This window comes from Paludibacter propionicigenes WB4 (assembly GCF_000183135.1).
GTDB lineage: Bacteria > Bacteroidota > Bacteroidia > Bacteroidales > Paludibacteraceae > Paludibacter > Paludibacter propionicigenes.
Genome location: NC_014734.1, coordinates 3,336,080 through 3,349,525 on the forward strand (window position 1 = coordinate 3,336,080; position 13,446 = coordinate 3,349,525).

At 40.4% G+C, this 13,446-nt stretch carries 11 protein-coding genes; 3 read left to right on the forward strand and 8 right to left on the reverse strand.

Translation table 11 applies throughout. From position 1 onward, the window contains the following. Window positions 1–485: 485 nt before the first annotated feature. Together PALPR_RS13865 and spt are read right to left on the reverse strand one after the other, a co-directional pair. Window positions 486–2,102 carry an ABC-F family ATP-binding cassette domain-containing protein gene (locus PALPR_RS13865; protein ID WP_013446284.1) on the reverse strand — a complete coding sequence of 539 codons (1,617 nt, stop codon included), beginning with the start codon at window positions 2,100–2,102 and terminating at the stop codon, window positions 486–488. Window positions 2,103–2,354: 252 nt separating this feature from the next. Beyond that, the gene (gene spt, locus PALPR_RS13870; RefSeq protein ID WP_013446285.1) at window positions 2,355–3,542 is read right to left on the reverse strand and encodes a serine palmitoyltransferase; all 1,188 of its coding nucleotides are present in this window, start codon (window positions 3,540–3,542) and stop codon (window positions 2,355–2,357) included. Between the two features lie 130 nt (window positions 3,543–3,672). On the opposite strand from spt, the gene PALPR_RS13875 reads away from it, so the two are divergent. Next, a complete protein-coding gene (locus PALPR_RS13875) occupies window positions 3,673–4,158 on the forward strand; it encodes a YkgJ family cysteine cluster protein (RefSeq protein ID WP_013446286.1) in 486 nt (161 codons plus the stop codon). Here PALPR_RS13875 and PALPR_RS13880 read toward each other — a convergent pair whose 3' ends face one another. From PALPR_RS13880 to hflX, 6 genes are read right to left on the reverse strand one after another with little or no spacing between them, the layout of a single operon-like run. Continuing rightward, the gene (locus PALPR_RS13880) at window positions 4,159–4,953 is read right to left on the reverse strand and encodes an ABC transporter permease (protein ID WP_013446287.1); all 795 of its coding nucleotides are present in this window, start codon (window positions 4,951–4,953) and stop codon (window positions 4,159–4,161) included. Between the two features lie 2 nt (window positions 4,954–4,955). Beyond that, complete coding sequence (locus PALPR_RS13885) at window positions 4,956–5,579, reverse strand: ABC transporter ATP-binding protein (RefSeq protein ID WP_013446288.1); 624 nt, start codon at window positions 5,577–5,579, stop codon at window positions 4,956–4,958. Window positions 5,580–5,584: 5 nt separating this feature from the next. Further along, window positions 5,585–6,796 (reverse strand): 3-phosphoshikimate 1-carboxyvinyltransferase, encoded by a 1,212-nt coding sequence (locus PALPR_RS13890; RefSeq protein WP_013446289.1) that lies wholly within the window; start codon window positions 6,794–6,796, stop codon window positions 5,585–5,587. Window positions 6,797–6,844: 48 nt separating this feature from the next. Further along, window positions 6,845–8,011 carry an iron-containing alcohol dehydrogenase gene (locus tag PALPR_RS13895; RefSeq protein WP_013446290.1) on the reverse strand — a complete coding sequence of 389 codons (1,167 nt, stop codon included), beginning with the start codon at window positions 8,009–8,011 and terminating at the stop codon, window positions 6,845–6,847. Window positions 8,012–8,023: 12 nt separating this feature from the next. Continuing rightward, window positions 8,024–9,997 (reverse strand): DUF4954 family protein, encoded by a 1,974-nt coding sequence (locus tag PALPR_RS13900; RefSeq protein WP_013446291.1) that lies wholly within the window; start codon window positions 9,995–9,997, stop codon window positions 8,024–8,026. A gap of 31 nt (window positions 9,998–10,028) precedes the next feature. Next, a complete protein-coding gene (gene hflX / locus PALPR_RS13905) occupies window positions 10,029–11,243 on the reverse strand; it encodes a GTPase HflX (protein WP_013446292.1) in 1,215 nt (404 codons plus the stop codon). A gap of 460 nt (window positions 11,244–11,703) precedes the next feature. On the opposite strand from hflX, the gene porQ reads away from it, so the two are divergent. Further along, window positions 11,704–12,753, forward strand: a complete 1,050-nt coding sequence (porQ, locus tag PALPR_RS13910) for a type IX secretion system protein PorQ (RefSeq protein ID WP_013446293.1) — start codon at window positions 11,704–11,706, stop codon at window positions 12,751–12,753. Next, complete coding sequence (gene cmk, locus PALPR_RS13915) at window positions 12,750–13,436, forward strand: (d)CMP kinase (RefSeq protein WP_013446294.1); 687 nt, start codon at window positions 12,750–12,752, stop codon at window positions 13,434–13,436. The genes porQ and cmk overlap by 4 nt, the downstream gene beginning before the upstream one ends. Window positions 13,437–13,446: the final 10 nt, after the last annotated feature.

Consider the following 13,446-nt stretch of genomic DNA (forward strand, 5'->3'; position numbering starts at 1 on the left):
ATGAGCGAGTTGGGTAGTCAAATTGTCAATCCTTTTAGATGGTTTCGCGGTTGTCGAGATGACTTATACGGTTGTCGAGATGCTTTCGCGGTTGTTGAGATGGCTTATACGTTTGTCGAGATGGTTTCGCGGTTGTCGAGATGACTTATACGTTTGTCGAGATGGTTTCGCGGTTGTAAAGATGGCTTATACATTTGTCGAGATGGTTTCGCGGTTGTTGAGATGACTTATACGTTTGTCGAGATGGTTTCGCGGTTGTCGAGATGGCTTATACGATTGTCGAGATGGTTTCGCGGTTGTTGAGATGGCTTATACGTTTGTCGAGATGGTTTCGCGGTTGTCGAGATGACTTATACGATTGTCGAGATGGTTTCGCGGTTGTAAAGATGACTTATACGATTGTCGAGATGACTTATTCAACAGCTAAAAACAAAAAAAGCTGTCGCGCTTTGGCTGACAGCTTTTCATATATCGTGCATCTGGTTTTATTTATACATGCGTTCACGTATAGCCTTAATGTCTTCCGAAGTCACATAATCATCATAATCCATTTGTTTGTCAATAATACCATTAGGAGTAAGCTCAATGATACGATTACAAACGGTTTGGATAAATTCACGGTCATGCGAAGCCATAAGTACATTTCCTTTGAAGTTGACCAGGGTGTTATTAAATGCCTGAATGGATTCCAAATCGAGGTGGTTGGCCGGCGAATCCAGAATCATCACATTGGCATTGCGAAGCATCATGCGCGAAATCATACAACGCATTTTTTCTCCTCCCGAAAGTACACTGGCTTTTTTAAAGATTTCTTCTCCGGCAAACAGCATCTTGCCCAGATAACCCCGAATAAATGATTCGGTAGTGTCAGTTGAGAATTGGCCGAGCCATTCCACCAGATTTAAATCCGTATTGAAGAACTCTGAATTGTCAAGTGGTAAATATGCATGCGTAATGGTTATTCCCCAGTTGTAAGTTCCTTGATGGTCTTTGTCGTGATCGTTGATAATTTCAAAGAAAGCCGTCATGGCACGCGGGTCGCGCGATAAGAAAATGATTTTATCGTTTTTCTCTACGTTGAAATTTACGTCTTTGAAAAGCACTGTGCCATCTTCGGCTGTTTTGCTTAGTCCGGCAATTTCCAGTACCATGTTGCCCGGGTCGCGGTCCGGAGTGAAAATGATACCGGGATACTTGCGGGTTGAAGGTTGAATTTCTTCCACGTTCAGTTTTTCAAGCATTTTCTTACGGCTGGTCGCCTGTTTAGATTTAGCCACGTTGGCACTAAAACGGCGAATAAATTCTTCAAGTTCTTTACGTTTTTCGTCAGCTTTCTTGTTCTGGTTTTGTTGCTGACGCAGAGCCAGCTGGCTTGATTCGTACCAGAACGAATAGTTTCCGGAGAAAAGCTGTACTTTTCCAAAATCAATATCAACGGTGTGCGTACTTACGGCATCGAGGAAGTGACGGTCGTGCGAAACTACCAATACAGTGTTTTCATAGTTGGCCAAATAGTTTTCCAGCCACATCACGGTGTCTACGTCCAGGTCATTGGTTGGCTCATCGAGAAGCAAGTTGTCAGGCTTTCCAAAAAGCGCTCTGGCTAAAAGCACGCGCACTTTTTCCATACCGCTGAGTTCTTTCATTAGCTGGTAGTGCAAATCTTCTTTTATACCGAGTCCGCTAAGTAACGATGCTGCTTCACTCTCGGCGTTCCAACCGTTCATTTCCGAGAACTTGTCTTCCAGTTCCGAAGCTCTGATGCCATCGGCGTCTGAAAAGTCTTCTTTCAGGTAGATTGCATCTTTTTCTTCTTTTACTTTCCACAATTCGGTATGTCCCATCATAACCGTTTCGAGCACGGTAAATTCGTCGAACTCAAAGTGGTTCTGTTTTAATACGGATAAACGTTCGCCTGCGCCAAATTGAATATTGCCTCGGGTAGGGTCGAGGTCGCCGCTCAGCATTCTGATAAGCGTTGATTTTCCGGCGCCGTTAGCGCCAATAATTCCATAACAGTTTCCGGCAGTAAACTTTAAATTTACGTCGGAAAATAAAACTCGTTTGCCAAATTGAATGGCTAGATTTGATACGGTGATCATAATTAAAGTTAAGCCCTCGCGATTCCCTTAGCAGGTGTCTTTGAGTTTTGGCTCAATATAAAGTTATACAAAAAAAATTAACTAAACTTACCTGTTTTAGCCCTTTGTAGAGCCGTAATATCTTTTGTTGTTTAAACGAAGAATAGAACTAGTCTGATTCACAGACTCGTTCTATTCTTGTGTTTTTCAAAATAAAGTTACCTTTATCTGTTGTTTTGTGCTCAAATTCTTTTCTGCGAATTCGATCTATAATTATTCAATAATCCCCAATGTGCGGGCATCTCTTGATATTTTCTCAATGGATTCGTCAATTTGATCGAATGTGTGAGTTGCCATCAGAGAATATCGAATTAACGAATCTTCTGAACGCACTGCAGGCGAAACTACGGGGTTAACAAAAACTCCATCGTCCATCAACATACGTGTCAGTTTAAATGTGTTAGTGTTATCACGCACATAAAGAGGAATAATAGGAGTTTCGGTAGGTCCGATTTCGAACCCTGCTTTCAAAAATCCTTCTTTTGCACGAGCTGTGTTTGCCCATAATGCATCTTTACGCCATGTTTCTTCCGCCATAACATCTAAAGCTGCCAATACACAACCGGTTGAGGCTGGAGTAATAGATGCACTAAAGATCAATGTGCGCGAATTATGTTTCAAATAATTGATAATGTTGTTGTCAGATGCAACGAATCCACCAATGGTTCCCAACGATTTACTGAATGTACCCATGATTAAATCAACATCTTTCGAAGCTCCGAAGTGTTCGCAGATGCCGGCACCGGTTTTTCCGAAAACACCCAATGAGTGCGCTTCATCAACATAGATCGATGCATTGTATTTTTTGGAAAGTTCAACAATTTCAGGTAGTTTCGCTACATCGCCTTCCATGCTGAAAACTCCGTCAACTACAATAAGTTTAAGTTTGTCCGGTTCGCATTTTTGTAGTAGTTTTTCTAAAGCATCCATATCGTTGTGACGATATTTTAGTTGTTTAGAAAATGATAAGCGTTTTCCTTCGATAATAGAAGCATGATCAAACTCATCAAAAATCAGATAATCTTCACGTCCTGTAATGCATGGTACTACGCCTGAATTGACTGTAAAACCGGTAGCATAAATCAAAGCGGCTTCTTTGTGAACTAATTTAGCTAAACGTTCTTCTAGTTCAATATGAATGTCCAATGTTCCGTTTAAAAAACGAGATCCGGCACAACCTGTTCCGTATTTTTCAACGGCTTTGATAGCTCCTTCTTTGAGACGAGGATGATTTGTTAATCCAAGGTAACTGTTTGATCCAAACATAAGAACCGGTTTGCCATCAATTGTTACCACTGTATCCTGATCGGATTCGATGGGACGAAAATAAGGATATACACCCATCGCTTTTGCTTGCTGGGGTGCATCATACTGTCCCAACACATCACTTAGTTGACTCATAAATTTATGTGTTTGTAAATAAAAACGGCTGCAAAGATACGATTTTTTTTTGTTGAAACAAGTTTTTCTTTTGTGTCCTAATGTTTAAATCAATACATTTGTAAGCTAAAAAAACACAATAATTTTACCCGTGAATAAACAAATTGATTACAAATTATTGCCTGCGTTGGCGGCTAAATCTGAACCCGATTGGAAGCGATTTTTAGTAAAAAATAAGAAGAAGCTTGAGGGCATGGATGTGCAGGTGCATGCACTGCATGATAAAATTTCAGAACAGACTGATTGTCTGGCTTGTGCAAACTGCTGTCGATCACTGGGTCCCCGCATAATCGACAAGGATTTGGAGCGTATGGCTAAGGTTTTGCGACTAAAAACGACTGATGTTATTGCTAAATATCTACGAATAGATGAGGATGGTGATATGGTCTTTCAGTCAATGCCATGTCCTTTTTTGGGAGCTGATAATTATTGTTCAATATATGAGTCCCGACCTAAAGCTTGCCGAGAATATCCGCACACAGATCGTAAACGTTTTTATCAGATTTTTAACCTATCCGTTAAAAATGCTTACACGTGTCCCATTGTGTATAAAGTGCTGGATAGTCTGACTAAATAGTTATTTGTCGGCAATAACGGACTTCAATAATACACCATACTTATTAAACGACTTTCCGACGGTAAAAATAATACTCAGCGAAATACTTATAATGGTTGATGCAAGAATTGCTATCATGATGGCAATCTGGTACTTAATAGCAATTAATGGAACTGAACCACCGAGTATCTGACCGGTCATCATTCCCGGTAGCGATACGATTCCCATTGTGGCCATAGAAGCAATTGTAGGACTCATAGCTGCTGTAAAGCTTTTCTTTGCAAAGCTGCGCAATGCTTCAAAACGGGTTGCGCCTAATGATAGCTTGTAGAAATACAGTTGCTCATCTTTACAGATGGACTTGTAAAAATCACCCAGCCCAACTATATTGGCGCGTAAAGAATTACCCAAAATCATACCGCCTATAGCAATCATGTATTTGGCGTCCAGAATAAAATTCAGGTTGACAATGAAATAGTTGAAATAGAGGACAACAAAGAAATTGGCAAGTATAAATGAGAATAACACAGGAAAGAGAAAATGCTTTAACCGTAAATTTGAGTTTTTGATTACGGATAATACGGCTACAGTTATCATGGTTAGAAACCACACTGAGTTCAACAGCCAGTTATTTAGCTGAAATACAAATTCCAGAAAAAAACCTACAAGAACCAATTGTACTATCATTCGGATGGTGGAAATGAGCATGCTCTTTACCATGCCCAGTTTTAAGTACCAAATGCCCAATAGCGGAATGAGCAGTAAAAGACCGCACATCAGCATCGAAAATTCCGAAAGATTCTGAGCTCCATGCATAATCAGTCTAGTTTTAAAATTCTTGTTTGGGCATTCTCTGGCACATAATTGTCGTGCGATATCAAAAGCACTGTAAAATCAGGATTAAGCAGGAAGTAATCCAAAACCTTTATTTTTAAAGATTTGTCCAGTGCCGAGGTAATTTCATCCAGAAGAAAAATATCTCTTTTCAGGAGTAAAGCATTGATGATGGCTACCCGTTGTTTTTCTCCGCCGGATAATTCTTCAATATTTTTCAGTAACAAGGAGTCCGGGAGTTCAAAATAAGCCATCAGTTCAGTTAGTCTGCTTAACGAATCGGTTTTGTGATTGATATTGGCTTTAAGCGATAATGTCTCGTTGAAAAATGCTTGCAAATTACCTCGTCCGATGTTTAAGTCCTGACTCACATAAGCCACGCGGCGACGAAGATCCCAAATGTTGGTCTCAGTCAATAGTTGATCTTCGAAGAATAAGTTGCCGTTGTCAGGTTGTTCAAATCCTAATAACAAACGAAACAAGGTGGTTTTGCCAATGCCTGAGCGACCTGATACAATTATTTTTTCGCCCTGCAGGATTTCAAACGAAAAATCCTGCAGAACATACTGGTCTGAAAACTGCTTGGTTATATGTTCCAGTTTAAACATAAAGGCTAAGCCAGTAGTTTTTCAATGTCGTTCCAAAAGCTTGGGTAAGATTTGCTTACCACCTGCGGTTCTTCAATAGAAACAGGCATTACCAAAGCTGCCGGGGCAAAAGCCATGGCCATGCGATGATCTTCGTAAGTGGCAATTCTGATATCTTCTTCCTGTTTACACCGTTCTCCGCTCCAGGCCAATTCTCCTTCGGCGGGTTCAAAAAGTATGAATCCAAGTTTCGCCAGCTCATTAATCAGTGCTGCTATGCGATTGGTTTCTTTAATCTTGAGGCTCTGTACGCCTTTGAAATGAAATGCGATGCCTTTCAGACAGCAAGTTACAGCGAAAGTTTGTGCCAAATCAGGTTGATCTACAAAATCGTATTCAAATTTTGATACATAATTTCCGTTTGGAGTCAGCAATACGCCTTCGGGTTTATATTCTGCTTTTACGCCTAACTGTTCGAAGAGTTCTGCTACTTTGCTGTCGCCCTGATAGCTGTTCTGATAAAGTCCTTCCAACATAATTCTGCCTTTGCCGGCTATGGATAGTACTTCAAACCAATAAGATGCTGCAGACCAATCGGATTCAACTTTATACTGAATTGGGCTATAAACCTGCGGTTTTACGTCAATAGTATTGTTTTCAAATAAAACATCAACACCAAATTCTTTCATCATTTGCATTGTCATGCGGATGTAAGGAACAGAAATGACATTTCCCTCCAGTATAATTTTCAATCCGTTTTGCATGTAGGGTGCAATCATCATTAGAGCAGAAATGTACTGACTGCTAACGCCACCATTCAGCCGTATTTCACCACCAGTCAAAGCACTTCCTAAAATTCGTAGCGGAGGATATCCTTCATTTTCAATGTATTCAATACGAGCACCAAGGCTGTTGAGCGCATCTACCAATAACTTTATAGGGCGTTGCTTCATACGTTCACTGCCTGTAATAACCCATTCTCCAACTGTTTTTGCCAGAAAAGCGGTCAGAAATCGCATGGCAGTTCCGGCAGCACCAATGTCAAAACTCCGGTCGTTCGAATCCAGTGCTTTGATAGTAACACGTGTATCATCACAGTCCGAAAGATTCTGAATGTCATACGGACTGTAGGATAACGCATTTAAAATGAGCGCACGATTACTTATGCTTTTGGATGCAGGAAGTTTTATTTTAAGGTCTATTGTGTTTGGTGTAATGTGTAATTTCTTTAACTCCATAAATGATTTAATGATATTTTCTTCGAAAGCTGGTAGTACAATGCTGTTTTACACGGCAAGCTCGTAAATTTTAGTTACATCTTCGGTAGTTAGTTTTACGAAACTGCCTAATGTGCCTGTGCCCAGTCCCATTGTTTTTGCCAACGTAGGAATGTCCTCTGCTTTAGCGCCGAGTTCTGAGAATCTGATAGGCATTCCGATAGAAGTTAAGAACTGTTCAAACTTCAGGATTCCTTCTTTTGCGGTGTTTTCCGGGTTTTGGAAATCCATTTGGCAACCCCAAACCCGCACGGCAAACTGAGCGAAACGCATTACATCGTGCTTCATTACATATTTCATCCAGGCAGGAAACATTACAGCCAGTCCTGCTCCGTGCGCCACATCGTACAGGCCTGAAAGTTCGTGCTCAATTTGATGAGTTGACCAGTCCTGTTCACGTCCCACACCACAAATATCGTTGTGAGCTACCGTACCTGCCCACATAATATTGGCTCTGGCTTCGTAATCATTCGGATTAGCCAGTGCTTTTGGGGTTTCTTTTATTACGGTTAGCAACACGGCTTCGCAAAGTCTATCCGTTATTTCAACATCCTTTGTGTTAGTAAAGTATCTTTCCAATACGTGTGCCATCATGTCGGTAGCTCCGCAAGCGGTTTGGAATGGTGGTAGCGAGCAGGTTAATTCGGGATTCAATACCGAAAATACCGGGCGCAGTGCATCACTGTTTGCGGCTCGTTTCAGCATGCCGTCTTCGTGTGTAATCACTGAGCCGGTGGATCCTTCGCTTCCGGCAGCGGATATTGTAAGAATAGTAGCGACCGGTAATGCGTTTTCAACACGTTTTCCGGTGTAGAAGTCCCAGAAATCACCGTCGTACAAAGCACCGATGGCAATGGCTTTTGCCGAGTCAATAGCACTTCCACCTCCAACTGCCAGTATAAAGTCGATTTTTTCGCGTTTACAGATTTCAACACCTTCGTAAACTAATCCACTACGAGGATTCGGAACAACACCTCCTAATTCGGTAAAACTGATATTTTCTTTTGTTAATGATTCTTTTACCCGATCAAGCAAACCGCTTTTAATTACAGAACCTCCTCCAAAATGGATTAAAACCTTGCTGCCTCCGAATCGTTTTACGTATTTACCGGTTTCTGATTCTCTGTTCTTTCCGAAAACGAAATGTGTAGGACTATAAAAATTGAAATTATTCATGATTGTGTAATGTTAATTGTTTAATTTGGCAAGTATTTTATTCGCCAATTCTATATCTGTTTTTAATCTATTAGTGGTTTCTATAACAAAGGCATTCTCTTCAAAATTTCCCCGAACATTTTCAAAATCGAGTTGTTTGTCAGAGTCGTCTCCATCAAGCCCAAATCCTGTTTTAGAGATACTGTTGAACTCCTTTTTTGCGTCGCGAAGTATCATATCTTCAAAGGTTTGTACTGCTTTTTTCCAATTTTCAATGCTGGAAATAATTACTTCTTTTTCATGGATTGGTTTTCCAACCTGTTTTTCCAGTATACTTTTTACCCAAACAAATGAATACGCGGCATAGTTTGCATGCAATTCATTTATTCTGTTTTGGATTTCATCGAGCGAAAGCTTTTTATCGGAAATGTCTTTGAGCAGTCGGTTTATTTCCGACTTAGGTGCTATCAATCCCGCCATATCCGACCACTCACCGATTCCTGTATCAGTTTTCGTTGACAATAGTTTGTGTAGATTATCTTTCGAAAAGATTTCCAACTGACTGAGCTTTTCAATTATCTTATCACCTATAAACTGATTGATAGCCATTTCGTACAGTTCTATACCTTTTTTGATGGATGAACGTTTGATTTTGCAGTTTTGATACCAGACGAAAGAGGCTCCGGCTTCCATGTTTTCTAATAATCCGTTCAGAATGTTAATTCCTTTCAGTGCTTTTGACAAGGTGTAAGGAGAAAGAAAATCAAAATTTATCGGATCAAGTTTTATTTCGTCGGTGCGGATATCTCGTTTTTGCCATTTTTGTACATCGCGCTTTGTTCCGGCGCTGTGCAGGTTTATCGCAGGCAGAAGATTGCTTTCTCCTTCGTTTTCCAATAAATATGAAAATGGTAATTCTGAGATATCAGGATTGCCTTTATGACGCCCCAATACTACGGTAAAAGCTCCGATTTTTGCTGGCCACATGATGTAAGAACCACTCGAAGTTTTTACTCCTCGTTCTGTAATTCCCTGATGAACAGGGCCGAGTTTGTACATGTGGTTGCTGAAATTGGTGCCGCTGCCGGCATTCATAAACGAATATAAAGCAGTGAGCATCAAAGTCGATTTGTGATGTGTAACGGTGTACGGACCGGCAAATATTGAAACTGCTTCACCATGCAATCCCTGACAATTGGCAAAAAATACAGAATCGATCGCCGAAAATTGTTTGTCGATTATGCAGGCCTGTCCTACAAAACAATTCGAAATAAGAGCCGATTCAGTTATATTTGTTCCGGAACAGATAATAAAATTTTTACACTGAACGCCTTGTCCTATATAAACAGGTGCTTGTTTGTTGCTGCTTATTGTTCCGTTTTCCAGTCGCAAAGTGCCTTCAATAGTAGCAAAATCGTCGATGCGCACATTTCGTATAACATCACTGTTCATAATACGGACATTCTTCCCGATGCGACCTTTGTCGGATTTTTGTGAGTTGGCGTAATCTGAAATTTGATGCTCTAAGTTGTTGACGGCTTCTTTATCATGGCGATAAAAGGCCATCATATAAGCAAGTGGAGCTGATAGTTGATCGAAAACTGGAATTTCGCGTCCGCCGGCTTCAATCATAACCGGTATTTTTATTCCGTTCCCAAAAGAAGATTCGCCTTCAGTAAGAATTAAATTTACGTTTTCAATGTAGGTACCATCACCAATTTCGTAATTGGCGATATAATTATTAATCTTGTCAATGAAGACATTGTTACCTATCGTGCAGTTATGCAGATGGCAGTTGTATATTCCGGCATGTTTTTTTATGCCTCCAGCCAATTCAAAAACCTCAGTATAGTTCCCTAAAAAAACTGTACCGGAGAAATGGACATTGTAAAAATACGAAGGCGAGAATTCTTCTGTCACTTGCACCTCTTTCCAGTTTTCGGCCGAGCAGCCATAAACGGTTAGAGTAGCTATTTCTTTATCTAAAAGCGGACGATATTTTGTCATGAATCAATAAGTTGCTGAAAATTGGTTTTGGTTATTCGTTTTCCGGTTCGATTTCTGTATAGTCTTGAAACAGAAAGTCGTTGTATGGATAACGTTCTACATGTATAGCTTTGATTTTTTCATACATTAATGCCTTTAAGCTATCAATGTTTTGCTTTTCGCGGGCTGAGATAAAGATACAGTTGTCGTGCATTTTCCCCATCCAGGTTTTCTTTAGTTCTTCGAGGCTCAGATTTTCTCTTTTTATCGGAGCCAGATCATCCTCATCTTTTGGTGTATAGGTAAATGCATCGATCTTGTTAAAAATCAAAATCATGGGTTTCTCCAACGGGTCAATTTCCTTCAGCGTCTGATTTACCACTTCCAACTGCTCTTCAAAGTTAGGGTGCGAAACGTCCACCACATGAAGCAATAAATCAGCTTCACGCACTTCATCCAGGGTAGATTTAAACGACTGAACCAGATGATGCGGTAACTTGCGGATAAAACCGACAGTGTCGGACAGCAAGAAAGGCAGATTGTCGATAATGACCTTTCTTACGGTAGTGTCCAGCGTTGCGAAGAGTTTGTTTTCGGCAAAGATTTCTGATTTGCTAATCAGGTTCATTAGTGTTGATTTGCCTACGTTGGTGTATCCAACCAGCGCCACTCTCACCATTTTACCGCGGTTTTTACGCTGTGTACTCATTTGCTTGTCAATATCTTTCAGATTTTGCTTTAGCAACGAAATCTTGGTCAGAATAATACGGCGGTCGGTTTCAATCTGAGTCTCACCGGGTCCACGCATACCGATACCCCCTTGTTGGCGTTCGAGGTGAGTCCACAAACGCGTTAAACGTGGCAATGTGTATTGCAATTGGGCCAGTTCTACCTGAGTTTTAGCACTGGCTGTTTGAGCGCGTTTAGCAAAAATATCCAGAATCAAACTTGTTCGGTCCAGAATCAGCACTTTTAGTTCAGCTTCAATGTTCCGAAGTTGCTTAGGCGATAGTTCATCATCAAAAATGACTACTCCTATTTCGTTTTCGTCGACAAATGCTTTAATCTCAATTAATTTTCCGGGTCCAACGTATGTTTTAGGATTCGGGTAGTCAAGTCGCTGGAAATAAAGTTTTTCGGGCGAAGCTCCGGCTGTCTCGGCCAGAAAAGCCAATTCGTTTAAGTATTCTTTTGCCTTTTCCTCGCTTTGCAATTGAGTAATTACGCCTACCAGAACGGCTTTTTCTTCGTATATCTCTGTCTTCATTTATTTAGTTTTATTACTCTACAAACGGCTTTGTTTTGAACAATTTGTATGGGTTCAGGTTTTGAATAGCAGCATACAATGACTTTCATGTTGTACTATGATGCCTTCCGGATTATTCTATTCGATTGGTCTTAAAATTCCTGTGAAAACCAAAAGATAATCAGGTTGTTAATCTTGCTGTTGCTCTTGTTTTTTAAACAAGCAAATGTACTATTTATTTTTCAAAACTGCATTTTATGGCATCCAAAAAATAAATAATAGTTCTGCGAATGCGTAAAACGATAAATTCTACGGAACTGAAATAGAGATGTCGGCGCAAATTTTACGATTGAGTCGGCATAAATTCTGAGTTCAGACTTCCGATATGCAAAAATAGAGTATCTTTGGGTGTTTTTTTGAAAATACAGAAACAATATTGGTTGTGCTTTATTTTGCTCTGTATTACAGTAAATTATGATTCATGTTGAAAAGAATCTTCATATTTTCGTTGTTTGTAATGTTCGCATTTGCTGCGTTTTCACAAGCGGGATACGGGGTTTATCGGTTTTTGGATTTGCCGGTTTCATCTCGTTTGGCGGCTTTGGGAAGTAGTAATGTGTCGTTGCGTGATAATGATATAAATTTTTCTTTTCAAAATCCGGCTTTGTTGTCAGTTGAAACGAACAATGTAATCAGTCTGAATATGGCTAATTATCTGGCTGATATAAAATTCGGATCGGCTGTTTATGGTAAAAATTTTGGCGGAAAACATTATTTTGCTGTTGGTATACAATATGTTGACTATGGTACATTTCAGGAAGCAACTGATTTGAATGTGCTTACCGGACAAACTTTTACGGCGAAAGATTTTGCATTAAACATAATGTATGCCAGGCCTATAACGCATCAGATTATAGTAGGTGCCACTTTGAAACCAATTTATTCTGCTTACGAAACTTATACAAGCTATGGTTTGGCTATGGATGCGGGTGTGAGCTATAATGATTCGGCCAATCTTTTTTCGGCTGGTTTTGTGCTGAGAAATATCGGTACGCAATTAAAAGGATATTACTCGGACACTGATGGGCAGCATTTGGAACCGTTGCCGTTTAATATCGAATTGGGTATGTCCAAGAAACTGGCACATGCTCCGCTTCGTTTTTCGATGACATTGCATAATTTACAACACTGGAATTTAAACTATCAGTCTACAAATCAGCCGGGCACTGACCTTCAGGCTCCTGCTGAAGTGAGTACAAAGCAAGCCGGTTTTGTGGATATGGCTTTTCGGCATGCTATTTTTGCTGCTGAGTTTGTTCCAAGTAAGAACTTCTATTTATCCGTCGGATATAATCATCGTCGTCAGCAAGAATTAAACATGACAGGCTTCAAGAGCATGTCAGGTTTCTCGTTTGGGGGCGGTGTAAAGCTATATAAATTTCATGTGGGATTCGGCATGACTCCGTTCCAGGTTGGAAATTACTCATACCAGTTTTCCATTAGTACATCGTTGAATGAATTTAGATTATGAAAAAAATTGTTGTAGCCATTGATGGCTTTTCTTCTTGTGGTAAAAGTACTATGGCTAAAGAGTTAGCGCGCGAAGCGGGTTATATTTACGTCGATACGGGAGCAATGTACAGAGCGGTTTCGCTGTATTGTATTCAAAATGGCTGGATGACAGATTCTGAAATTAATGCCGAAGAGCTCGAAAAACACATACATTCTATTCGGATTGAGTTTAAACCGAATGCCGAAGGTAAAGCGGATACATACCTGAACGGGCAAAATGTAGAAAATGAGATAAGAACTCTTGAAGTGGCTAACGGAGCCAGCCGGGTGAGCACCTTGGGTTTTGTGCGGAGGGAACTGGTTCGTCAGCAGCAGTTAATGGGTGTTGAGAAAGGAATCGTAATGGATGGACGGGATATTGGTACAGTTGTTTTTCCTCAGGCCGAGTTGAAGATTTTTCTGACAGCCTCGCCCGAAATACGTGCTCAACGCAGGCTTGATGAAATGGCTGCAAAAGGAGAAAAAGTGGATTTTGAGGAAGTGCTGGCTAATGTAAAAGAACGCGATGAAAGAGACCAGACCAGAGCAGAAAGTCCGCTGAGGAAAGCTGATGATGCAATCGTTATTGATAACTCGGCGCTGAGCCGCTCCGAGCAAACGGAAATTTTACGAACTTTGTTTGCCGAAAAAACGTTAGACTGAACTACTGCTT

Excerpts from the sequence above, each read along its gene's own strand:
- PALPR_RS13865 (WP_013446284.1), bottom strand. The coding sequence starts at position 2,102 with ATGATCACCGTATCAAATCTAGCCATTCAATTTGGCAAACGAGTTTTA.
- spt (WP_013446285.1), bottom strand. The coding sequence starts at position 3,542 with ATGAGTCAACTAAGTGATGTGTTGGGACAGTATGATGCACCCCAGCAA.
- PALPR_RS13880 (WP_013446287.1), bottom strand. The coding sequence starts at position 4,953 with ATGCATGGAGCTCAGAATCTTTCGGAATTTTCGATGCTGATGTGCGGT.
- PALPR_RS13885 (WP_013446288.1), bottom strand. The coding sequence starts at position 5,579 with ATGTTTAAACTGGAACATATAACCAAGCAGTTTTCAGACCAGTATGTT.
- PALPR_RS13890 (WP_013446289.1), bottom strand. The coding sequence starts at position 6,796 with ATGGAGTTAAAGAAATTACACATTACACCAAACACAATAGACCTTAAA.
- PALPR_RS13895 (WP_013446290.1), bottom strand. The coding sequence starts at position 8,011 with ATGAATAATTTCAATTTTTATAGTCCTACACATTTCGTTTTCGGAAAG.
- PALPR_RS13900 (WP_013446291.1), bottom strand. The coding sequence starts at position 9,997 with ATGACAAAATATCGTCCGCTTTTAGATAAAGAAATAGCTACTCTAACC.
- hflX (WP_013446292.1), bottom strand. The coding sequence starts at position 11,243 with ATGAAGACAGAGATATACGAAGAAAAAGCCGTTCTGGTAGGCGTAATT.
- porQ (WP_013446293.1), top strand. The coding sequence starts at position 11,704 with ATGTTGAAAAGAATCTTCATATTTTCGTTGTTTGTAATGTTCGCATTT.
- cmk (WP_013446294.1), top strand. The coding sequence starts at position 12,750 with ATGAAAAAAATTGTTGTAGCCATTGATGGCTTTTCTTCTTGTGGTAAA.